Below are 19,742 nucleotides of genomic sequence, written 5' to 3'. Positions count from 1 at the left end.
CGGGGCTACCGATTGGCCTGCTAATTGGTTGACCGCCCCTCTTTTCCGGCCCTCCATGCCCCCGACCGCGCCCCGAACCGCCCTGCTCACCCGCCCCCGCATCGCCCTGCTGATCCTGCTGGCCGTCGCGCTGGCCCTGCCCACCGTCGCCGACTGGATGGGGGAACCCTTCTACGTGCGGCTGGCGACGCGCATCCTGGTCTTCGCCCTGGCGGCGGTCAGCCTGGACCTGATCCTGGGCTTCGGCGGGATGGTCAGCTTCGGCCACGCCGCCTTCGTCGGGATCGGCGGCTACGCCGTCGGCATCCTGTTCGCCCACCAGTCGGACGGATCGACGCTGTTCGGCTTTCCCGGCACGGTGAACGGGCTGATCGTCTGGCCTCTGGCCATGCTGGCCGGGGCGCTGGCGGCGCTGCCGGTGGGGGCGATCTCGCTGCGCACCACCGGCGTGCCCTTCATCATGATCACGCTGGCCTTCGCCCAGATGCTCTTCTACCTGATGACCGGGCTGAAGGCCTATGGCGGGGACGACGGCATCGCGCTGTGGAGCCGCTCCACCCTGCCCGGCCCGCTGAACATCGCCGACCACACCACCTTCTATTATGTGGTGCTCGGGCTTCTGGTCGCGGCGCTGGCGCTGGGCTGGCGGCTGGTCAACTCCCGCTTCGGGCGGGTGATCCGCGGCGCCAAGGACAACGAGCGGCGGATGGCCGCGCTCGGCTACCCGGTCACCCGCTACAAGCTGGTCGCCTTCGTCATCGCCGGGGCGCTGGCCGGGCTGGCCGGGGCGCTGCTCGCCAACGCCACCATGTTCGTCGGGCCGCAATATCTGCATTGGAGCCGGTCCGGCGACCTGATCGTGATGGTCGTGCTGGGCGGCATCGGCACGCTGATCGGCCCGGTGCTGGGCGCCGCCGCGCTGCTGCTGCTGGAGGAGTTCGTGCCGGAGCTGATGGACCTCGCCCACGCCGGGCTGGGCGAGCATTGGAAGATCGTGCTGGGGCCGGTGCTGATCCTTCTGGTGCTGTACGCCCGCAAAGGATTGTGGGGCGTTGTCGCCGGGAGGCGCCCGTGAGCACCCCTCTGCTGAGCACCGACTCGCTGGTCAAGCGCTTCGGCGGTCTGGCCGCCACCGACGGCCTCTCGCTGTCCGTCGCGGAGGGGGAACTGCACGCTCTGATCGGCCCGAACGGGGCCGGCAAGACCACCCTGATCGGCCAGCTGTCGGGGGAGTTGACCCCCGATTCCGGGACCATCCTGTTCGATGGGCGCGACGTGACCCGCCTGCCCGTGCACAAGCGGGCACAGCGCGGGCTGGCCCGCAGCTTCCAGATCACCTCGATCTTCCCCAGCTTCACGGCGCTCGACAACGTGACGCTGGCGGTGCAGGCCCACGCCGGGCACAGCTTCCGCTTCTGGCGCGACGCCGGGCGCGACCGCCGGCTGGCCGACCCCGCCCGCATCGTGCTGGAGCGGGTCGGCCTGGGCGCGCGGGCCAATACCCGCGCCGACGCGCTGGCCCATGGCGAGAAGCGGCAGCTCGAACTGGCGATGGCCCTGGCAACCGGGCCGCGGCTGCTGCTGCTCGACGAGCCGATGGCCGGCATGGGACCGGAGGACTCCGCCCGCATGGTCGAACTGCTGCAAGAGCTGAAGGGCGGCGTGACGATCCTGCTGGTGGAGCACGACATGGACGCCGTCTTCGCGCTGGCCGACCGCATCACCGTTCTCGTGCGCGGCAAGGACCTCGCCAGCGGCACCCCGGAGCAGATCCGCAACGACCCGGCGGTGCGCGAGGCCTATCTCGGCGACGAACTGGAGGTCGTCTGATGCTGCGCGTCGCCAACCTGACCGCCGCCTACGGCTCCAGCCAAGCGCTGTTCGGCATGGAGCTGTCCGTCGACGCCGGAGAGGCGGTGACCCTGATGGGCCGCAACGGCATGGGCAAGACCACAACCATCAAGGCCATCATGGGCCTCGTGGCGCCGACCGGTGGCTCTATCGTCTTCGAGGGCACGGAGATTGCCGGGCGCCCGCCGCACCGCATCGCGCGGGCCGGCATCGCCCTGGTGCCGGAGGGGCGGCAGGTCTTCCCCACCCTGACCGTGCGCGAGAACCTGATCGCCACCGCCGCCAACCGCTTCGCGCGGCGCGATCCCTGGACGGTGGAGCGGGTCCACGCCCTGTTCCCCCGGCTGGCCGAGCGCGCCGGCAACCTCGCCCGCAACCTGTCGGGCGGGGAGCAGCAGATGCTCGCCGTCGGGCGCGCCCTGATGACCAACCCCAAGCTGCTGATCCTCGACGAGGCGACGGAGGGGCTGGCCCCGCTGGTCCGCCAGGAGATCTGGGACTGCCTCGCCCGCCTGAAGGACGAGGGGCAGGCGATCCTGGTGGTGGACAAGAACGTCCACGCCCTCGCCGCCCTGGCCGACCGCCATCACGTCATCGAGAAGGGGCGGCTGGTGTGGTCGGGCAGTTCCGCCGCCCTGCTCGCCGATCCCACCCTGAAGGAGCGCTATCTTGGCGTCTGAAGCCCTGTTTGGTGGCATGACCGCCGCCGAGATCGACCGCCAGTACAATTTCCGCAAGCTGGTGCCGGAGCACCCGGCCTATTTCGCCCGCTGGCAGGCGGAGAGCGAAGCGGTGCGCGCCCGGCTCGGCGGGCGCTATGACATTCCCACCGGCCCGCACCCCCGCCAGCGCGCCGACGTCTTCCCCGCCGGAGAGGGCACACCGGTGCTGGTCTTCATCCACGGCGGCTACTGGCGCGCCCTGTCGAAGGACCTGCACTCCTTCATCGCAGCACCCTATGTGGAGCGCAGGGTGGCGGTCGTCCTGCTCGGCTACGGCCTGTGCCCGGACGTGACGATGGACGAGCTGTGCGGCCACGCCGAGGCCGGGCTGGACTGGGTGTTCGCCAACGCGGCCAGCTTCGGCGGCGATCCGCGTCGGGTGGTGGTGTCCGGCCATTCGGCGGGCGGCCATCTGACGGCCAAACTGGTCTCGGAGAATTGCGACCGCGTGGCCGGCGGCATCCCGATCAGCGGCCTCTACGACCTGGAGCCGATGCTCGGCTTCGAGGTGAACGAGCAGCTTCGGCTCGATCCCAACTCGGCGCGGCGGCTGAGCCCGATCCACGCCGTTCCCGCCCCGGCCCCGCTGCTGATGCCGGCGCTGGGTGGCCTTGAGACCGACGCGATGCACCGCCAGCAGGCCGACTACGCCCTGGCTTGGGCCGCGCAAGGCAACGCGGTGCGGGAGATCGTGGAGCCGGGCGCCGACCATTTCAGCGTGGTCGACCGCTTCGCCGAACCGGGCAGCCTGCTGTTCGAGGCGGCGCTGGCGATGCTCAAGGACGCCTGAGAAACACACGAGGCCGGAAACGAAAAAAGCCTTCCCGGTCGGGAAGGCTTCTTCGTTTGAGCGTTCGCTCGAATGAGAGTGGCGGATGGGGGGAGATTCGAACTCCCGATACCCTTGCGGGTATGCCGCATTTCGAGTGCGGTGCATTCAACCGCTCTGCCACCCATCCGCTGCCCCGTTTCCGGGGTGGCGCGGAACCTACCCAAAAGCCTGGGGGGATGCAAGCCCTTGTTTGCAGGAAAATGAACGGGAAAATGCCACCATGCCTGTTGACTCCCGGTGGCCCATCGGTTAAATCCCCGCTCTCACGAACGGGCTTGCACCTCAAACGGTGGGCGAGCGGCCCTTCCGTTTGTTTTGAGATAGGCAGTGACGACGATGTTTGCAGTGATCCGCACCGGCGGCAAGCAGTACAAGGTCGCCAATGGCGACGTGATCCGCGTTGAGAAGCTCGAGGCCGAGGCCGGCGCTTCCATCACGCTCAACGACGTGCTGATGGTCAGCGACGGCGGCAGCACCACCCTTGGCACCCCGACGGTTGCCGGCGCTGCTGTGACCGCCGAGATCGTCGCCCAGGATCGCGGTCCGAAGATCATCGTCTTCAAGAAGAAGCGCCGCCAGAACTACCGCCGTAAGAACGGCCACCGCCAGGACCTGACCGTCCTGCGCATCACCGGGATCAACGGCGCCGCCTGAACGGCCGCCGACCAGTCACAGGAGTAACTCCCCATGGCCCATAAAAAAGCAGGCGGCTCTTCGCGCAACGGCCGCGATTCCGCCGGCCGCCGCCTCGGCGTGAAGCGTTTCGGTGGCGAGAACGTCGTCGCCGGCAACATCATCGTCCGCCAGCGCGGCACGAAGTTCCACCCCGGTGAGAACGTCGGCATCGGCAAGGACCACACCCTGTTCGCCAAGGCGGACGGCGTGGTGGCCTTCAAGCACAGCGCCCAGGGGCGCACCTACGTCGCCATCGAGGCGGTCGAGGTCCAGGCGGTCGCGGCCGAGTAATCTCGTCCGGCCCGTACGGTGTGTTGGGATGATCGGGGGTTCGGGCAACCGGCCCCCGATTTTCTTTTTTTTGATGGTGTGGTCACCGCCCCCTTCCCACGGTTGGAGGACGGTGCGCAAACGGTAGATTGGCCGGCACGGTCCCCGATGAAGTTCCTCGATCAAGCCAAGGTGTATCTGAAAAGCGGCGACGGCGGCCCTGGCGCCATCGCCTTCCGCCGCGAGAAGTTCATCGAATATGGCGGACCGGACGGCGGCAACGGCGGCCGCGGCGGCGACGTCGTGATCGAGGTCGTGAACGGCCTCAACACGCTGATCGACTACCGCTACAAGCAGCATTTCAAGGCGCAGCGCGGCAACCACGGCATGGGCGCCAACCGCAACGGCGCCAGGGGCGAGGACGTGGTCCTGCGCGTGCCGGTCGGCACCCAGATCCTCGACGAGGATCAGGAGACCGTGCTGCTCGACCTGACGGAGCCCGGCCAGCGCGTCGTCATCCTGAAGGGCGGCGACGGCGGCTTCGGCAACGCCCATTACAAGACCCCGACCAACCGCGCCCCGCGCAAGTCGCACCCCGGCTGGCCGGGCGAGGAGCGCTGGGTCTGGCTGCGGCTGAAGCTGATCGCCGACACCGGCCTGCTCGGCCTGCCCAACGCCGGCAAGTCCACCTTCCTGGCCGCGACCACCGCGGCGCGCCCGAAGATCGCCGACTACCCCTTCACCACGCTGGCCCCCAACCTGGGCGTCGTCCGCGCGGGTGACGAGGAGTTCGTCATCGCCGACATCCCCGGCCTGATCGAAGGCGCGCACGAGGGGCACGGGCTGGGCGACCGCTTCCTCGGCCATGTGGAGCGCACCCGCGTGCTGCTCCACCTGATCGACGGCACGGCGGAGGACGTGGTCCAGTCTTACACCACCATCCGCAACGAGCTGGTCGCCTATGGCGGCAACCTCGCCGACAAGCTGGAGATCATCGGCCTGAACAAGGCCGACGCCCTGCTCGACGAGGAAGTCGCGGAGAAGAAGGCCGCGCTTGAGGCGGCGTCGGGTGCCGAGGTGATGGTTCTGTCCGGCGCCACCGGCCAGGGCGTCCAGGCGGTGCTTTACCGCTTGCTCACGCTCATCAAACAGTCCAAGGAAGAGGAGCCCGACGTCATCCAGGCTCCGGTCACGCGCTCCATCCCCCGGGCCCCGGTCGGCCGGAAGATGGACGACGAATATGCGGGCTGGAACGAGGAGACGGGCGAGTACGACGATCTCCCCGAAGAGGCGGACGACTCCGACTCGGACGGGGATGACTGGGACGATGAAGGCGACGATGACGGTGACGACACCGAGCACAGCGGCAACGGCGACGACAACGCCAAAGGCTGAGACCCTCTCCCTGCTTCCCACCCTGCTCGACGCGCGGCGGCTGGTCGTCAAGATCGGCTCCGCCCTGCTCGTCGACAGCGCCACCGGCCGGATGCGCCGCGAGTGGCTGGACGCGCTGGCCGACGACGTGGCCGCCTGCCGCAAACGCGGGCAGGAGGTGGTGATCGTCACCTCCGGCGCCGTCGCCTGCGGGCGCGAGCATCTCGGCCTCGTCGGGCGCGCCCTGCGGCTGGAGGAGAAGCAGGCCGCCGCCGCCACCGGCCAGATCCGGCTCGCAGCCGCCTATCAGGAGACGCTGGCCCGCCACGGGCTGACCGTCGCCCAGGTGCTGGTGACGCTGGAGGATACCGAGGAGCGCCGCCGCCACCTCAACGGCCGCGCCACCATCGACACGCTGCTGAAGCTGGGCGCCGTCCCGGTCATCAACGAGAACGACACGGTCGCCACCGCGGAGATCCGCTTCGGCGACAACGACCGTCTGGCCGCCCGCGTCGCCCAGATGATCAGCGCCGACACGCTGGTCCTGCTGTCGGACATCGACGGCCTCTACACCGCCGACCCGCGCAAGGACCCCGAGGCCCGGCACATCCCGGTCGTCCAGGAACTGACCTCCGACATCGAGAACATGGCGGGCGAGCCGCCGCCCGGCTACAGCTCCGGCGGCATGGTGACCAAGATCGTCGCGGCGCGCGTCGCGCTGGCCGCCGGCTGCCGCATGGTCATCGCCAAGGGCAAGCGCATGAACCCGCTGGCCGCGCTGGAACAGCGGCCCGAGCAGGGCGGCGCACTCTGCACGTGGTTCCTGCCCGCCGCCTCCCCCTCCTCCGCCCGCAAGGCGTGGATCGGCGGCAACCTGAACGCCCACGGCGCGCTGACCGTGGACGCCGGCGCGCTGTCGGCGCTCGCCCGGGGGGCCAGCCTGCTGCCCGCCGGGGTGCGCGCCGTCGAGGGCGACTTCGAGCGCGGCGACGTGGTGGTGGTCAAGGCGCCGGACGGGCGCGAGGTGGCGCGCGGCCTGACCGCCTACGCCGCCGAGGACGCCCGCCGCATCGCCGGCCGCAAGAGCCACGAGATCGAGGCGATCCTCGGCTACCGGGGCCGCGACGAGATGATCCACCGCGACGATCTGGTGGTGCGGTGAGCGGTTCGATACTGGCCCGCCCGCCCCTCCAGGCCATCCTGTGGGACATCGACGGCACGCTGCTCGACAGCGAGCCCTGGCACCAGCGCGCCACCATCGCGGTCTGCCGGCTGCACGGCCATGTTATGTCCGACACGGACTACGCCGCCACGCTGGGCGTCGCCTTCCCCGAGCTGTACGCCCGGCTGCACGCCGCCCGTCCCATGGCCCTGACCTTCCGGGAATGGGCGGACGCCATCACCGACCTCTATCTGGAGCGCATCGCCGAGGTCGAGGCGCGGGCCGGCGCCCTGGCGCTGGTCGACGCCTTCGCGGAGCGGGGGATGCTGCAGGCCTGCGTGTCGAACAGCGGGCGCCGCGTGGTCGAGGCCAACCTGCGCCACATGGGCAGCCCGCATTTCCTGTTCGGCCTCAGCCGCGACGACGTGAGCAAGGGCAAGCCGGACCCCGAGCCCTACCTGACCGCCGCCGCCCGCCTCGGCGTCTCGCCCGCGGCCTGCGCGGTGATCGAAGACAGCCCGACCGGCGCCCGCGCCGCCAAGGCCGCCGGCATGCTGACCATCGCCTGGCCCCAGCACGCCGACCTGCTGTTCGACGCCGCCGACCATGTGGTGGCGGACCCGGCGGCGCTCGACTGGGACGGCCTCTGCGGCCTCGCGGAGCGCATGGCGGCGGATTGACGCGCTGCCGGTCGGCACGCGACGCCGCAACCACGGCATGACATGATCCGGATGCACACCTTTGCATTCGATTGCCGAACCATGCCGCACCCCGCGACGCGCGCGTTTCTCGTCCTCCTCATCGCTTTATGGGCGCTTCCGGCTACGGGGAAGGACCCGGACCTGCCGCCTGTGGACCCGCCCAGCCGCTGGCACCGGATGGGACCCACCGACGCCGAGTCGAGCAGCCGCTGCATCGGCCAGTTGATCAGCCCCATCTGCACGCTGGAAACCCTGCTCGCGTGCTTCGACCACGGCATCAATGCCCTCTGCACGCTCGCGACCGGAAGAAAAATACGAGCGGAGTACATGGACGGACGAGGCAAAGGCACCACGCTCTACCGGGTGGTCGCGGCGCGCCGGCTCACGCCACGAGACATCCCACGACGCTGCCTCAACGACGATCTGGAACCGACCTGCAAGGCCGGCGATGTCCAAATCACCCTGAGCAAGCGCTCGTGCTGGAGCTACGGATGCCCACCACCCGACAAGGACCCCGTCAAGATGGGAACGACCTATAACTTGCGGAAGGACGGCGATGGCCGATGGATTGTCTACGAGTGGTATTCGCCGCCTTATTGAAATCGGAAGGCCACAAAGCCATGCCGCACCCCGCGACGAGCGCGTTTCTCGCCCTCCTCATCGCCTTATGGGCGCTTCCGGCGGCGGGGAAGGACCCGGACCTGCCGCCTGTGGACCCGCCCAGCCGCTGGCACCGGATGGGCCCCACCGACGCCGAGTCGAGCAGCCGCTGCATCGGCCAGTTGATCAGCCCCATCTGCACGCTGGAAACCCTGCTCGCGTGCTTCGACCACGGCATCAACGCCCTCTGCACACTTGCCACTGGAAGAGAACGGCGGTTCATACACATGGAAGGGCGGTTCAAAGGGACCACGCTCTACCGGGTGGTCGCAGTGCGCCGGCTCACGCCACGGGACATCCCGCGACGCTGCCTCAATGATGATCTGGAAGCGACGTGCAAGGCCGGCGATGTTCAGATCACCCTGAGCGAACGCTCGTGCTGGAGCTACGGCTGCCCGCCACCCTACAAGGACCCCATCAAGATGGGAACGACCTATAACTTGCGGAAGGACGGCGATGGCCGATGGATTGTCTACGAGTGGTATTCGCCGCCTTATTGAACTGCACCTCATCAATGCGGATTTTTCTTGAAAGAGAAATAGTTTGATCTATCTTCTTCCTTGTTTTTCTGGCTACCGAGCTGCTCTATTCTTCTATTAGCGAGATAATAAGAAAGCCTCTCGGCCAATTTTTCATCCGTTGCAAGGTAAGAATAGGCGGCAAGGGTCCCCGGCCCCATTTGCCCGTCCTTCGGCATTTCAGGATAGCCATTCTCCCGAAACACCCGGTTCATCGCATCCTGGATGATCTCCGTTCCTCGGCTCCGGCCGAACCGGAACAGGGTGTCGGCGAAGGCCGCCGCCGCTTCGTCGTTTCCGATCTCGTCCAGCGCTTTCCGGCCACCGACGGTCCGCAGCACATCGTCGAAATAGTAAGGGTAAATCGCCGCGCGCTGCCCCACCGTCAGTTGATCGGGTTTCCGGACCTTTTCGAGACCCGGCAGATCCTCCTTCGCCCGATCCAGAATATCCTGCGTGATCCCGCTTGCCGCTCCCGACCCCGGATGCGTCGTCATTCCGCCTTCCATGGCGAAGATTTCCGCGTAGATCAGCCGTTGGTTCGGCGACAGGTTCGGCTCCCGCGCGATGGCCTCGTTGAAATTCCTCCACGCTCCGGGCTGCTTCTTGAAATATTCGACTTTGAAATAGGGCAAGTCTGGAATGTCCGGATTCTTGCTTTCATTCACAGTCACGACATCTGTTGCCGTCTTCGGCTTGGAATTCTCCGCCACATCGATCCTGCGGTCGCGCAGCCAGTTCTCGATCTCGTCGGCATACTCGACCCGTGACGGCGCACCGGACCGCTCCACCGTGTCCCTCACCGAGGAACCGGATGCAGCGCCCACTCCATCGGCGTCGTCATCCGTAACCGAGGACCGGTCCGCAAACGGCTCGAACCGTGAGAAATCGCCATCGACGATCAGACGTCCGGTTGCGTCGGTTTCCCCGTCGGTCCCATAGACCCGCTCGAACTGGCGCGTGACGTAATCGGCATACTCCTGGTCCGACCGATAGCGTGGGTCCTCGATCAGGTGATTCAAGGCGTCCGCGGGATTTGGCAGTCCGTCGGCCTTGTCAACGGAAACGGACTCGGTGGCCGGCATCGACGCCGCGTCGAACTCTTCGTCGTTCGCAGCATTCTTCGTGTCGGTGGAAGGCCCGGCATCGTCGGACGGGTCCTCGCTGGACTTCGGAGACGGACCCTCCGACTCCGGGCTGCCGGTCGGCTGCGAAACCGGCCCGCGGTCGTCCGCAGGAGGCGCCGCCGCCTTTGGCGGATCACCGCCGCCGGCATCACCACCCCCGTCGGCTCCGGCATCCCGCGGCGGGAAATCGGCCTCATCGCCAAGTCCGATCATTTCCTCAATCTTCATCGGGTTGATCGCGCCCATTGCCAAAGCCCTCCATCCTTGTCGAATGCCATGCAAGCGGGACGGTGCGATCTGCCAAAGAAAAAGGGCCGGCCCGCTGGCCAGCCCCATTCGGTCGCACGTGTTCCCTGTCCGTCACCGAGCATGCAAGGAATTTATTCCCCAATCAACCGCGCGATGAAAGGCGCCTCACCCCTTCGTGACGAAGAAATAGACCGTCATCGCCACGCCCACGACGATCACGAACTTGCGCAGGATCGGCGGCGGGATGTGGCGGGCGACCGCGGCCCCGGCATAGCCGCCGGCCACGGCAGCCGCCATCATGATCAGCGCTTCGTTCCAATAGACCGCGCCGCCGAAGGCGAAGGCCACCACCGCGACCGCGTTCAGGCAGCCCGAGACCAGCGCCTTCAGCCCGTTCATCGCGTGCAAGTCGGTCAGGCCGAAGACGCCCAGCGTCGCCAGGATCAGGATGCCGATCCCCCCGCCGAAATAGCCGCCGTAGATGGCGATGAAGAACTGCACGATCAGCACGGTGTTGTGGCCGACCTTGAAGTTGCGGCGGATGTAGGCCGACACCTTCGGGCCGAAGGCGAACAGCACCGTCGCGAACAGCAGCAGCCAGGGGATGATCTCCTCGAACACGCGCTGCGGCGTCCACAGCAGGAGGAGCGCGCCCAGCAGACCGCCGATCAGGCTGACGCCGAGGAAGGCCGGCAGGCTGACCTCCTTGATCCGCCCCAGTTCCCGCCGGTAGCCGTAAGCACTGGCCAGCGCGCCCGGCGACACCGCCACCGTGCTGGTCGCGTTGGCGTTCAGCGGCGGCACGCCCGCCATGATCAGCGCCGGGAAGGTCAGGAAGCTGCCGCCACCGGCCACGGCGTTGAGCACGCCCGCGAAGAAGGCGGAGACGATCAGCAGCAGGGTCAGCATGGGGCCACGGTCCGGCGGGTGGAAAAAGCCCGCGGACTATGCCCTCTCGGCGACGCTTACGGTATTGCGTTTTCGGCGGTGCGGTATTTCACGCACGGCCGGTGGGGTCTAGCGGGTCGGAGGAAGCGTACGGAGGTAGGCGACCAGGGCCCCCAACTCGCCGTCACTCATGGACTTGTAATAGTGATAGCCCATGGGCGGGCTCAGCCGGTGGCCGTCGGGACGTACACCCTCGGTGATCGCCTTGCGGATCTCCGCGTCGGTCCAGCCGCCCAGCCCGTGCTCCTTGTCCTGCGTGATGTTGCGGGAGACGGCGTTGCCCCACGGTCCGGTGAAGTTCCGCCCGCCGGCTCCCATGCGGGTCATGTCGAGCCGCCCGTCCGGAAGCATCGGCGTGTGGCATTCCATGCAGTGGCCGAGCGGGCCGGCCATGTACGCGCCGTACGTCACCGGGTCCGTACGCGGCACCTCCGCCACCGACCCGACCGGCGGTCCGTAGGCGGCGGGCAACGCCATGCGGTACTCGGACTTCGGGACGGAATGCCGCACCGGCGGCACGCTGCGGAGATAGGCGACGATGGCGCGCAGGTCGCCGTCCGACAGGCCGCGGTAGAAGCCGAAGGGCATCGGCGGCCCGATCAGGCTGCCGTCGGGACGCCTGCCTTCGCGGATGGCGGCGATCAGCTGCTCGTCGGTCCAGCGCCCGATCCCCGTCTCCGGGTCCGGTGTGATGTTGGAGGCATAGGCGGTGAAGGGCTCCTCGACGAAAGGCGTCCCGCCGGCCAGCTCCCGTCCCGCGACCGGCCCGTTCGGCCCCTGCGGCGTGTGGCAGTTGCCGCAGGCGACGATGCCGTTGACCAGGGCGCGCCCCCGCTCCACCGGCGATTGCGGCGGCGTTTCGGCCCCGGCGGTCGCGATCATGCCGGACAGCATCAGGCACGCGGCGACGCTGCCGCGGCGGACAAGCCGGACCATGGAGTTCTCCCTCACCGATGACGCAGAGGGCCACGCTACGCCCGCAATCAACCGCGGCCCAGGCGGATTGTTGAGTAGACCGATCAGCAATTCGGCTTAGCCGCCATGGCTTTCGCGGCGGCGCGGGATGGGCTATGGTTTCCGCCCTTTTCAACCGGCCGATGCCGCTTGGCGAACGCCACTGGAGTGAGACCGATGTCCGCCCTGCTTGAGACCACCGACGCCTTGCACGATCAGATGCTCGCCCTCGGCCGCGCCGCCCGCGCCGCCGCGGCGGAGCTGGCGACCGTGCCAAGCCCGTCGAAGGATCAGGCATTGCGGGCCGCGGCCGCCGCGATCCGCGCCCGCAAGGCGGAGATCCAGGCGGCCAACGACGCGGACGTCGCCGCCGCCCGGGAGCGCGGCCTCGCCGGTCCCATGATCGAGCGTCTTGCCCTCAACGACGCCCGCATCGAGGCGATGGCCAAGGGGCTGGAGGACATCGCCGACTTCCCCGATCCCATCGGCGGCGTCATCGCCGAATGGACCCGTCCCAACGGGCTGGCCATCCAGCGTGTGCGCGTGCCGCTGGGGGTGATCGGCATCATCTACGAGAGCCGCCCCAACGTCACCGCCGACGCCGGCGGCCTCTGCCTGAAGTCGGGCAACGCGGCGATCCTGCGCGGCGGGTCGGAGAGCATCCGCTCGTCCCGTGCCATCGCCGCCTGTCTGGCCGACGGCTTGCGCGCCGCCGGACTGCCGGAGGCGGCGATCCAGCTCGTCCCGACCACGGACCGGGCGGCGGTCGGCCACATGCTGACCATGCGCGACTACATCGACGTGATCGTCCCGCGCGGCGGCAAGTCGCTGATCCAGCGCATCGCCGAGGAGAGCCGCATCCCGGTCATCAAGCATCTGGACGGCAACAACACCGTCTACGTCGACGCCGGGGCCGACCCGGAGAAGGCGCGCAAGGTGGTGATGAACGCCAAGATGCGCCGCACCTCGATCTGCGGCGCCGCCGAGACGCTGCTGGTCGACCGCAGGATCGCCGACGCCATGCTGCCGGTGCTGGTGAAGGACCTGCTCGACGCCGGCTGCGCCGTCCGTGGCGACGACGCCGCCCAGGCGGTCGATCCGCGCGTGACGGCGGTGATGGCGGAGGATTGGGACACCGAGTATCTCGACGCCATCATCGCCTGCGGCGTGGTGGATGGTGTGGACGGGGCGATCGACCACATCAACCGCCACGGCTCCCACCACACCGACGCCATCGTGACCGAGGACCCGGCGGCGGCGGAGCGTTTCCTGCAGCGCATCGACAGCGGCATCGTGCTGTGGAACGCCAGCACCCAGTTCGCCGACGGCGGCGAGTTCGGCATGGGTGCCGAGATCGGCATCTCCACCGACAAGTTCCACGCCCGCGGCCCGGTCGGTGCGGAACAGCTGACCAGCTACAAGTATGTCGTGCGCGGCGATGGCCAGACGCGGCCGTGAGGTTTACGGCCCTGGAGCTTACGTCTGCCCCCTCCCCGACCCTCCCCCGCCTTCGGCGAGGGAGGGGGATTGATCCCCTCCCCTGCGAAGCGGGGGAGGGTTAGGGAGGGGGCAAGCATGGCGACACCCCCCCACCGCTACGGCGGCCCGCTCCACGCCGGCCTGCGCGTCGGGCTGCTCGGCGGCTCCTTCAACCCGGCCCACGCCGGGCACCGGCACATCAGCCTGTACGCGCTGAAGGCGCTGGGGCTCGATCAGGTGTGGTGGCTGGTCAGCCCGCAGAACCCGCTCAAGCCCGTCCGGGGCATGGCGCCGCTCGCCGAACGGCTGGAGGAGGCCCGGCGCACCGCCCGCCATCCGGCCATCCGGGTCACCGCCATCGAGCAAGAGCTTGGCACCCGCTACACCGCCGACACGCTGGCCAAGCTGACGCTCCGCTTCCCCAAAACGCGCTTCGTCTGGCTGATGGGGGCGGACAATCTTCGGCAAATCCCCCGCTGGCGGCAGTGGACGCGAATCTTCCGGCTGGTGCCGGTTGCAGTTCTCGCCCGTCCAACTTATTCTATGGGGGCGCTTGGTGGCATAGCCGCTCAGCGCTATGCCCGTCGCCGGGTGAGCATGCACAAGGCCAAGGGGTTGGCCGGTTCGAAGACACCGGCCTGGATTTTCCTCCGCAACCCGCTGCATCCGGCTTCGGCGACGGCGATCCGCCGGGCACGTGCCAGCGGGTCGTGACCCTGTATCGCGAGGTAGGTACCATCAACACGTTCATCGAACCGGCCGCGCCCGTTGTGCGGCCCGCGCCCGTTCCCGTTCCCCAGCCGGACGAACTGAAGGCGCTCGTCGAGAAGTCCCTGGACGACGATCAGGCCGAAGACGTCGTCGTCATCGACCTTGCCGGCAAGACCAGCATCGCCGACTACATGATCGTGGCGTCGGGCCGCAACACCCGGCACATCGCCGCCATGGCCATGAAGCTGGCCGACCGCATGAAGCAGGCCGGCCTGCGCGGCGTCGAGGTCGAGGGCCTGAACCAGTGCGACTGGGTTCTGGTCGACGCCGGGGACGTCATCATCCACCTGTTCCGCCCGGAAGTCCGGACCTTCTACAACATCGAGAAGATGTGGGGTCTGGAGACGCCGCGGCCCTCCGCCGAGCGCATGAGCGCCTGACGGACACCATTCGGGACGGGTGAGGGACGGGAGTCGGACCGATGCGTCTGTGGCTTGCCGCGGTTGGGCGGTCACGAACCGGTCCGGCGCGCGACCTGTATGACGAGTACGCCGGGCGCCTGTCCTGGCCGCTGACTCTGCGCGAGGTCGAGGTGAAGAAACGCCTCGCCTCCGACGAGTTGAAGCGGCAGGAGGCGGAGCTGCTTTTGGCCGCCATCCCCGCCGGGGCCATCGTCGTTGCCCTGGACGAGCGCGGCAAGACCATCACCAGCGAAGCCTTCGCCGCCAAGATCGGCGGCTGGCGGGACCAGGGGGCGGGCGACATCGCCTTTCTCATCGGCGGGGCGGACGGGCACGGCGACGCCGTACGGGCGCGCGCCGATTTTCTTTTGGCCTTGGGCGCAATGACATGGCCGCATATGCTGGTGCGAGGCATGTTGGCGGAGCAAATCTACCGTGCCCAGCAAATTCTGGCCGGACACCCCTATCACCGTGCATGACTCCCATTGTGCGCGTGCGCAGGCATGCCATTTTCTGATCCGGCCCAAGGCAATAAGAATCCGGCCATAAGAAGACTGGCATCAGACCGTTCGACCGAGACCCGCAACCCGACCGTGACAGGCGTATGAGGAGCGTGATGACCGAGACCAATCGTCCCCGACCCGTAGTGCTGTGCATCCTGGATGGCTGGGGCTACCGCGAGGAGCGCGAGGACAACGCCATCGCGCAGGGCAACACGCCCAACTGGGACCGGCTGTGGTCGTCGGAGCCCCGCGCCTTCCTGGAGGCCAGCGAGGAGGAGGTCGGGCTGCCCAAGGGCCAGATGGGCAACTCCGAGGTCGGTCACATGAATCTGGGCGCCGGCCGCGTCGTCCGCCAGGATCTGGTGATGATCGACCACGCCATCGTCGAGGGCGAGCTGGAGCGCAACGCCGCGCTGAACGACCTCGCCAAGACGCTGCTGGCCTCGGGCGGGCGCTGCCACATCCTGGGCCTGCTGTCGCCGGGCGGCGTCCATTCGCACCAGGACCACATCGCGGCGCTGGCCGGCGTGCTGGCCCATGAGGGCGTCCCGGTCGAGATCCACGCCTTCACCGACGGCCGCGACGTGCCGCCGCAGAGCGCCAAGGACCAGATGGCCGAGTTCATGGCTGACGTGCACGCCCTGCCCGGCGTCAACGTCGCCACGGTCAGCGGGCGCTACTACGCCATGGACCGCGACAAGCGCTGGGACCGCGTCGCCAAGGCCTACGCCGCGCTGGTGAGCGCCGAGGGCGAGACGGCCGCCGACCCGATCCAGGCCATCGAGCAGAGCTACGCCGCCGGCACCCACGACGAGTTCATCCTGCCGACCGTCATCGACGGCTACACCGGCATGAAGGACGGCGACGCCATCCTGATGGCGAACTTCCGCGCCGACCGCGCCCGCGAGATCCTGGCCGCCTTCGTCGACCCGGCCTTCGACGGGTTCGAGCGCGCCTCGGTCCCGAAGCTGGCCGCCGCCGTCGGCATGGTCGAGTACTCGTCGACGCTCGCCAAGCTGATGACGACCATCTTTCCGCCGAAATCCTTGACCAAGGTGCTGGGCGAAGTGGTCAGCGAGGCCGGATTGACCCAGTTGCGCATCGCCGAAACGGAAAAGTACCCGCACGTCACCTTCTTCTTCAACGGTGGCGAGGAGCGCGTATACCCCGGCGAGGACCGCATCCTGGTGCCCTCGCCGAAGGTCGCGACCTACGACCTCCAGCCGGAGATGTCCGCAGCCGAGGTGACCGACAAGGTCGTCGTCGCCGTGGACAGCGGGAAATACGATTTGGTGGTCATCAACTACGCCAACCCCGACATGGTCGGCCACAGCGGCATCCTGTCCGCCGCCATCAAGGCGGTGGAGGCCGTGGACGTCAGCCTGGGCCGGCTGGAGGCCGCCGTGCGCGCCCAGGGCGGCGTGATGCTGGTCACCGCCGACCACGGCAACTGTGAGTTGATGAAGGACCCGCAGACCAACGGCCCGCACACCGCCCACACGCTGGACAAGGTGCCGCTGGTGCTGGTGAACGGCCCCGCCGGGGTGTCGGCGATCCGCAGCGGGCGTCTGGCCGACATCGCCCCGACGCTGCTCGACCTGATGAAGCTGCCGCAGCCGGCGGAGATGACCGGCAAGAGCCTGATCGACCGCGCCAGCGCGCGGGCCGCCGCGGAATAAGGCGGAACCGGGCATGGGCGCAGGGCGCGATCATCCGGCGGGTGTTGCTCTGCTCCCCCTCCCCGTCTCCGTTCCGCAAGGCGCCGGGCGGAGACGGGCGTTTTTCTGGCGGCCGGCCCTGCTGACCGCCACCCTTCTCGTTGTCTCCACCGCCGCCACGGCGCAGACCGAGTCCCCCGGCCAGACGCTGAAGCGGGTGGAGCAGGATCTCCAGACCGACAAGGCCCTGCAACGGCAGCTCGACCGCCAGTCGCAGACGCTCCAGAAGGAATTGGACGAGCTGCGCGACCGGCTGGTCGGTCTGGCCGATCAGGAGCGGGCGCAGGAGGACGAACTCGCCCATCTTGAGGAGTCCCTGACCGCGCTGGAGACGCAGGAGCGCAACCAGGCCGAAAAGCTGGAGGGCGAGCGGCAGCAGATCGCCGCCCTGCTCGCCGCCCTGCAGCGCGTCGCCCGCATCCCCCCGGAAGCGGCGCTGGCCCGCCCGGACGGGCCGGTGGACACGCTGCGCTCGGCCCTGCTGCTGCGCGACACGGTGCCGGCCCTGCGCGCCCGCGCCGACGCGCTGGCCCAGGCGCTGACGCGGCTGGCCGAGACGCGCGAGACGCTGCAAGCCCAGCGCAGCCGCACCTACGCCGCCCGCCTCACCCTGATCGACCGCCAGAAGGAGATCGGCCAGCTCGTCGCCCGGCGCGAGGAGCTGTCGCGCCAGACCGAGGAGGAGCGGCAGCAGGTCGCCCAGCGCACCGCCCGCCTGACCGGTCAGGCCGCCGACCTGCGCCAGTTGATGGACCGCATCGAGGCCGAACGCCGTGCCGCTGCCGCCATGGCGGCCAAGCGCGAGGCCGAACGGCTGGAGGCGGAGCGCCGCGAAGCCGAGCGCCGGCTCGCCGAGCAACGGGCCGCGGAGCAGAGACAAGCCGAGCAGAAGCTGGCGGAACAGAAAGCGGCGGAGCAACGGCAGGCTGAACAGAAACTCGCCGAACAGCGGGCCGCAGACCAGCGGGCTAGCGAACAGCGGGCCAGGGCCGAGACGGAAACCGCCCGCGCCGCGCCCAGCCCGCCCGCCGGGGAACGCCTGCCGGTGGGCGGCCGGGTGACCGTCCGCTACGGCGAGGCCGACCGCTACGGCGCGACCAGCCGGGGCGTCACCATCCAGGCCCGCGCCGGCTCGACGGTGGTGTCACCGCAGGCCGGAACGATCGTCTTCGCCGGGCCGTTCCGCGGCTATGGCCAAATCTTGATCGTGGAACACAGCCACGGATATCATAGTCTCATCGCTGGATTTGGCCGCATCGACACGGCCGTCGGACGGCGCGTGGCCACGGGGGAACCCATCGGCCTGATGCCCGCCGACGGGTCACCCGATCTTTACTTCGAGCTTCGACGTCACGGACAGCCGATCAATCCACAGCGCGGTTTCGGCGCCCCGGAGGGGAAAGGACAAGGGTAGATGAGGATAGTCAAGCGTGCCGCCACCGCCGCGGCCCTGGTGTTTCTGGGGGCCGGCGTCGCCACCGTCACCGCGCAGGTGAACAGCACCGGCAACAGTTCCGAGACCTACCGCCAGCTCAACCTGTTCGGCGACGTGTTCGAGCGCGTGCGCGCCGAGTATGTCGAGTCGACGACGGACGAGCAGCTCATCGAATCCGCCATCAACGGAATGCTCACCTCGCTCGACCCGCATTCCAGCTATCTGAACCGCAAGAGCTTCCAGGACATGCAGGTTCAGACCCGCGGCGAGTTCGGCGGGCTGGGCATCGAGGTGACGATGGAGAACGGCCTGATCAAGGTCGTGTCGCCCATCGACGAGACGCCGGCCTTCCGCGCCGGGCTGCAGCCGGGCGACCTGATCATCCAGCTCAACGGCGAGGCCGTGATGGGCCTGTCGCTGAACGAGGCGGTGGAGAAGATGCGCGGCCCGGTGGGCAGCGACATCAAGGTCACCGTGCGCCGCGGCGAGGCCGGCGAGCCGTTCGAGGTCACGCTGACCCGCGCCGTCATCAAGGTGCAGTCGGTCCGCTACCGCACCGAGGGCGACATCGGCTACGTCCGCATCACCAGCTTCAACGAGCAGACGCAGCAGGGTCTGGAGAAGGCCATCGCCTCGATCCAGCAGCAGTTGGGCGACAAGCTGAAGGGCTACGTCCTCGACCTGCGCAACAACCCCGGCGGCCTGCTCGACCAAGCGGTCTCGGTCTCCGACACCTTCCTGGAGAAGGGGGAGATCGTCTCCACCCGCGGCCGCAAGGCCGAGGAGGGCACGCGCTACAACGCCAAGCCCGGCGACCTTGCCAAGGGACTGCCGATCGTGGTGCTGGTCAACGGCGGCTCGGCCTCGGCCTCGGAGATCGTCGCCGGCGCGCTGCAGGACCACAAGCGGGCGCTCGTCCTTGGCACCCAGTCCTTCGGCAAGGGCTCGGTCCAGACGATCATCCCGCTGCCCGGCCACGGCGCCATGCGTCTGACCACGGCGCGCTACTACACGCCGTCGGGCAAGTCGATCCAGGCGCTGGGCATCACCCCGGACATCGAGGTGCACCCGGCCCGCGTCGAGGAGACCGACCAGGGTCTGATCCGCCGCCGCGAGAGCGACCTGCGCGGCGCGCTGCGCAACCCGGACGCCCCCCGCCCGGCCACCACCCAGCCGGCCCCGGCACCGGGCGCCAGCAACGCACCGGCTCCCGGGGCGGCTCCGGCCCCCGCGCCGGGTGCGACGCCGGCCCCCGCCAACGGCAACGCCCCGGCGGCGCCGTCCGCGGAGAACGGCGAAGGCGCGCCCAACCAGCCGCCCTTCGACTACCAGCTGGCCCGCGCGCTCGACCTGCTGCGGGGCGTCGCCCTGTTCCAGGCCCGCGCGCACTGA

At 68.8% G+C, this 19,742-nt stretch carries 21 protein-coding genes and 1 tRNA gene; 18 read left to right on the top strand and 4 right to left on the bottom strand.

The annotated features are described in order from the left end of the window. Positions 1–55: 55 nt before the first annotated feature. Genes ACWPN7_RS21100 through ACWPN7_RS21085 form a run of 4 tightly spaced genes read left to right on the top strand, consistent with a single transcriptional unit; the run spans position 56 to position 3,363 of the window. Positions 56–1,075: a branched-chain amino acid ABC transporter permease gene (locus ACWPN7_RS21100; RefSeq protein WP_014239463.1), complete on the top strand. Its 1,020-nt coding sequence runs from the start codon at positions 56–58 to the stop codon at positions 1,073–1,075. After that, a complete protein-coding gene (locus tag ACWPN7_RS21095) occupies positions 1,072–1,830 on the top strand; it encodes an ABC transporter ATP-binding protein (RefSeq protein WP_459195972.1) in 759 nt (252 codons plus the stop codon). The genes ACWPN7_RS21100 and ACWPN7_RS21095 overlap by 4 nt, the downstream gene beginning before the upstream one ends. Then, positions 1,830–2,531 (top strand): ABC transporter ATP-binding protein, encoded by a 702-nt coding sequence (locus tag ACWPN7_RS21090; RefSeq protein ID WP_459195973.1) that lies wholly within the window; start codon positions 1,830–1,832, stop codon positions 2,529–2,531. The genes ACWPN7_RS21095 and ACWPN7_RS21090 overlap by 1 nt, the downstream gene beginning before the upstream one ends. After that, complete coding sequence (locus ACWPN7_RS21085; RefSeq protein ID WP_492273433.1) at positions 2,521–3,363, top strand: alpha/beta hydrolase; 843 nt, start codon at positions 2,521–2,523, stop codon at positions 3,361–3,363. The genes ACWPN7_RS21090 and ACWPN7_RS21085 overlap by 11 nt, the downstream gene beginning before the upstream one ends. Positions 3,364–3,442: 79 nt before the next feature. On the opposite strand, the gene ACWPN7_RS21080 is transcribed toward ACWPN7_RS21085, so the two are convergent. Continuing rightward, positions 3,443–3,532 (bottom strand) — tRNA-Ser (locus ACWPN7_RS21080). Between the two features lie 209 nt (positions 3,533–3,741). Between ACWPN7_RS21080 and rplU the strand changes: the two genes are divergently transcribed. The 7 genes from rplU to ACWPN7_RS21045 all read left to right on the top strand — a co-directional run bounded on the left by rplU (position 3,742) and on the right by ACWPN7_RS21045 (position 8,747). Continuing rightward, the gene (gene rplU, locus ACWPN7_RS21075) at positions 3,742–4,059 is read left to right on the top strand and encodes a 50S ribosomal protein L21 (protein ID WP_014239459.1); all 318 of its coding nucleotides are present in this window, start codon (positions 3,742–3,744) and stop codon (positions 4,057–4,059) included. Positions 4,060–4,092: 33 nt separating this feature from the next. Next, entirely contained in the window at positions 4,093–4,371 is a 279-nt protein-coding gene (gene rpmA, locus ACWPN7_RS21070; protein WP_014239458.1) for a 50S ribosomal protein L27, read from the top strand. A gap of 147 nt (positions 4,372–4,518) precedes the next feature. Beyond that, positions 4,519–5,745 (top strand): GTPase ObgE, encoded by a 1,227-nt coding sequence (gene obgE / locus ACWPN7_RS21065; RefSeq protein WP_200475953.1) that lies wholly within the window; start codon positions 4,519–4,521, stop codon positions 5,743–5,745. After that, complete coding sequence (proB, locus tag ACWPN7_RS21060) at positions 5,678–6,886, top strand: glutamate 5-kinase (protein WP_456521655.1); 1,209 nt, start codon at positions 5,678–5,680, stop codon at positions 6,884–6,886. Before obgE ends, proB begins: the two co-directional genes overlap by 68 nt. Continuing rightward, positions 6,883–7,566, top strand: coding sequence for an HAD family hydrolase (locus ACWPN7_RS21055; RefSeq protein WP_200776728.1), 684 nt, complete (start codon positions 6,883–6,885; stop codon positions 7,564–7,566). The genes proB and ACWPN7_RS21055 overlap by 4 nt, the downstream gene beginning before the upstream one ends. A 51-nt stretch (positions 7,567–7,617) precedes the next feature. Continuing rightward, positions 7,618–8,187: a hypothetical protein gene (locus ACWPN7_RS21050; RefSeq protein ID WP_200776729.1), complete on the top strand. Its 570-nt coding sequence runs from the start codon at positions 7,618–7,620 to the stop codon at positions 8,185–8,187. After that, positions 8,166–8,747, top strand: coding sequence for a hypothetical protein (locus ACWPN7_RS21045; RefSeq protein ID WP_200776730.1), 582 nt, complete (start codon positions 8,166–8,168; stop codon positions 8,745–8,747). The genes ACWPN7_RS21050 and ACWPN7_RS21045 overlap by 22 nt, the downstream gene beginning before the upstream one ends. 11 nt (positions 8,748–8,758) lie before the next feature. Here ACWPN7_RS21045 and ACWPN7_RS21040 read toward each other — a convergent pair whose 3' ends face one another. From ACWPN7_RS21040 to ACWPN7_RS21030, 3 genes are all read right to left on the bottom strand, one after another. After that, positions 8,759–10,138 (bottom strand): lysozyme family protein, encoded by a 1,380-nt coding sequence (locus tag ACWPN7_RS21040; protein WP_459195975.1) that lies wholly within the window; start codon positions 10,136–10,138, stop codon positions 8,759–8,761. A 168-nt stretch (positions 10,139–10,306) separates the two neighbouring features. Further along, entirely contained in the window at positions 10,307–11,050 is a 744-nt protein-coding gene (locus tag ACWPN7_RS21035) for a sulfite exporter TauE/SafE family protein (protein WP_038526266.1), read from the bottom strand. 108 nt (positions 11,051–11,158) lie between these two features. After that, positions 11,159–12,025: a c-type cytochrome gene (locus tag ACWPN7_RS21030; protein ID WP_459195976.1), complete on the bottom strand. Its 867-nt coding sequence runs from the start codon at positions 12,023–12,025 to the stop codon at positions 11,159–11,161. A 195-nt stretch (positions 12,026–12,220) separates the two neighbouring features. Here ACWPN7_RS21030 and ACWPN7_RS21025 point away from each other — a divergent pair, with 195 nt between their 5' ends. From ACWPN7_RS21025 to ACWPN7_RS20995, 7 genes are all read left to right on the top strand, one after another. Continuing rightward, positions 12,221–13,501: a glutamate-5-semialdehyde dehydrogenase gene (locus tag ACWPN7_RS21025; RefSeq protein WP_492273432.1), complete on the top strand. Its 1,281-nt coding sequence runs from the start codon at positions 12,221–12,223 to the stop codon at positions 13,499–13,501. 117 nt (positions 13,502–13,618) lie between these two features. Next, positions 13,619–14,236: a nicotinate-nucleotide adenylyltransferase gene (locus ACWPN7_RS21020; protein ID WP_038526258.1), complete on the top strand. Its 618-nt coding sequence runs from the start codon at positions 13,619–13,621 to the stop codon at positions 14,234–14,236. Next, positions 14,233–14,673 (top strand): ribosome silencing factor, encoded by a 441-nt coding sequence (gene rsfS, locus ACWPN7_RS21015; RefSeq protein WP_014239450.1) that lies wholly within the window; start codon positions 14,233–14,235, stop codon positions 14,671–14,673. The genes ACWPN7_RS21020 and rsfS overlap by 4 nt, the downstream gene beginning before the upstream one ends. A 41-nt stretch (positions 14,674–14,714) precedes the next feature. Next, positions 14,715–15,173, top strand: a complete 459-nt coding sequence (gene rlmH / locus ACWPN7_RS21010; RefSeq protein WP_014239449.1) for a 23S rRNA (pseudouridine(1915)-N(3))-methyltransferase RlmH — start codon at positions 14,715–14,717, stop codon at positions 15,171–15,173. Positions 15,174–15,310: 137 nt separating this feature from the next. Beyond that, a complete protein-coding gene (gene gpmI, locus ACWPN7_RS21005; RefSeq protein ID WP_459195978.1) occupies positions 15,311–16,876 on the top strand; it encodes a 2,3-bisphosphoglycerate-independent phosphoglycerate mutase in 1,566 nt (521 codons plus the stop codon). A 13-nt stretch (positions 16,877–16,889) separates the two neighbouring features. Continuing rightward, positions 16,890–18,329: a murein hydrolase activator EnvC family protein gene (locus ACWPN7_RS21000; protein WP_081862853.1), complete on the top strand. Its 1,440-nt coding sequence runs from the start codon at positions 16,890–16,892 to the stop codon at positions 18,327–18,329. Next, positions 18,330–19,742, top strand: a complete 1,413-nt coding sequence (locus ACWPN7_RS20995) for a S41 family peptidase (RefSeq protein ID WP_038526251.1) — start codon at positions 18,330–18,332, stop codon at positions 19,740–19,742.

It is taken from the genome of Azospirillum sp. UENF 312511 (assembly GCF_058780635.1).
This window is presented reverse-complemented; position numbering and strand designations above follow the sequence as displayed.

What these genes read in the sequence shown, in the direction of transcription:
- ACWPN7_RS21100 (WP_014239463.1), top strand. Translation starts at nt 56, where the DNA reads ATGCCCCCGACCGCGCCCCGAACCGCCCTGCTCACCCGCCCCCGCATC.
- ACWPN7_RS21090 (WP_459195973.1), top strand. Translation starts at nt 1,830, where the DNA reads ATGCTGCGCGTCGCCAACCTGACCGCCGCCTACGGCTCCAGCCAAGCG.
- rplU (WP_014239459.1), top strand. Translation starts at nt 3,742, where the DNA reads ATGTTTGCAGTGATCCGCACCGGCGGCAAGCAGTACAAGGTCGCCAAT.
- rpmA (WP_014239458.1), top strand. Translation starts at nt 4,093, where the DNA reads ATGGCCCATAAAAAAGCAGGCGGCTCTTCGCGCAACGGCCGCGATTCC.
- obgE (WP_200475953.1), top strand. Translation starts at nt 4,519, where the DNA reads ATGAAGTTCCTCGATCAAGCCAAGGTGTATCTGAAAAGCGGCGACGGC.
- proB (WP_456521655.1), top strand. Translation starts at nt 5,678, where the DNA reads ATGAAGGCGACGATGACGGTGACGACACCGAGCACAGCGGCAACGGCG.
- ACWPN7_RS21050 (WP_200776729.1), top strand. Translation starts at nt 7,618, where the DNA reads ATGCACACCTTTGCATTCGATTGCCGAACCATGCCGCACCCCGCGACG.
- ACWPN7_RS21040 (WP_459195975.1), bottom strand. Translation starts at nt 10,138, where the DNA reads ATGGGCGCGATCAACCCGATGAAGATTGAGGAAATGATCGGACTTGGC.
- ACWPN7_RS21035 (WP_038526266.1), bottom strand. Translation starts at nt 11,050, where the DNA reads ATGCTGACCCTGCTGCTGATCGTCTCCGCCTTCTTCGCGGGCGTGCTC.
- ACWPN7_RS21030 (WP_459195976.1), bottom strand. Translation starts at nt 12,025, where the DNA reads ATGGTCCGGCTTGTCCGCCGCGGCAGCGTCGCCGCGTGCCTGATGCTG.
- ACWPN7_RS21025 (WP_492273432.1), top strand. Translation starts at nt 12,221, where the DNA reads ATGTCCGCCCTGCTTGAGACCACCGACGCCTTGCACGATCAGATGCTC.
- ACWPN7_RS21020 (WP_038526258.1), top strand. Translation starts at nt 13,619, where the DNA reads ATGGCGACACCCCCCCACCGCTACGGCGGCCCGCTCCACGCCGGCCTG.
- rlmH (WP_014239449.1), top strand. Translation starts at nt 14,715, where the DNA reads ATGCGTCTGTGGCTTGCCGCGGTTGGGCGGTCACGAACCGGTCCGGCG.
- gpmI (WP_459195978.1), top strand. Translation starts at nt 15,311, where the DNA reads ATGACCGAGACCAATCGTCCCCGACCCGTAGTGCTGTGCATCCTGGAT.
- ACWPN7_RS21000 (WP_081862853.1), top strand. Translation starts at nt 16,890, where the DNA reads ATGGGCGCAGGGCGCGATCATCCGGCGGGTGTTGCTCTGCTCCCCCTC.
- ACWPN7_RS20995 (WP_038526251.1), top strand. Translation starts at nt 18,330, where the DNA reads ATGAGGATAGTCAAGCGTGCCGCCACCGCCGCGGCCCTGGTGTTTCTG.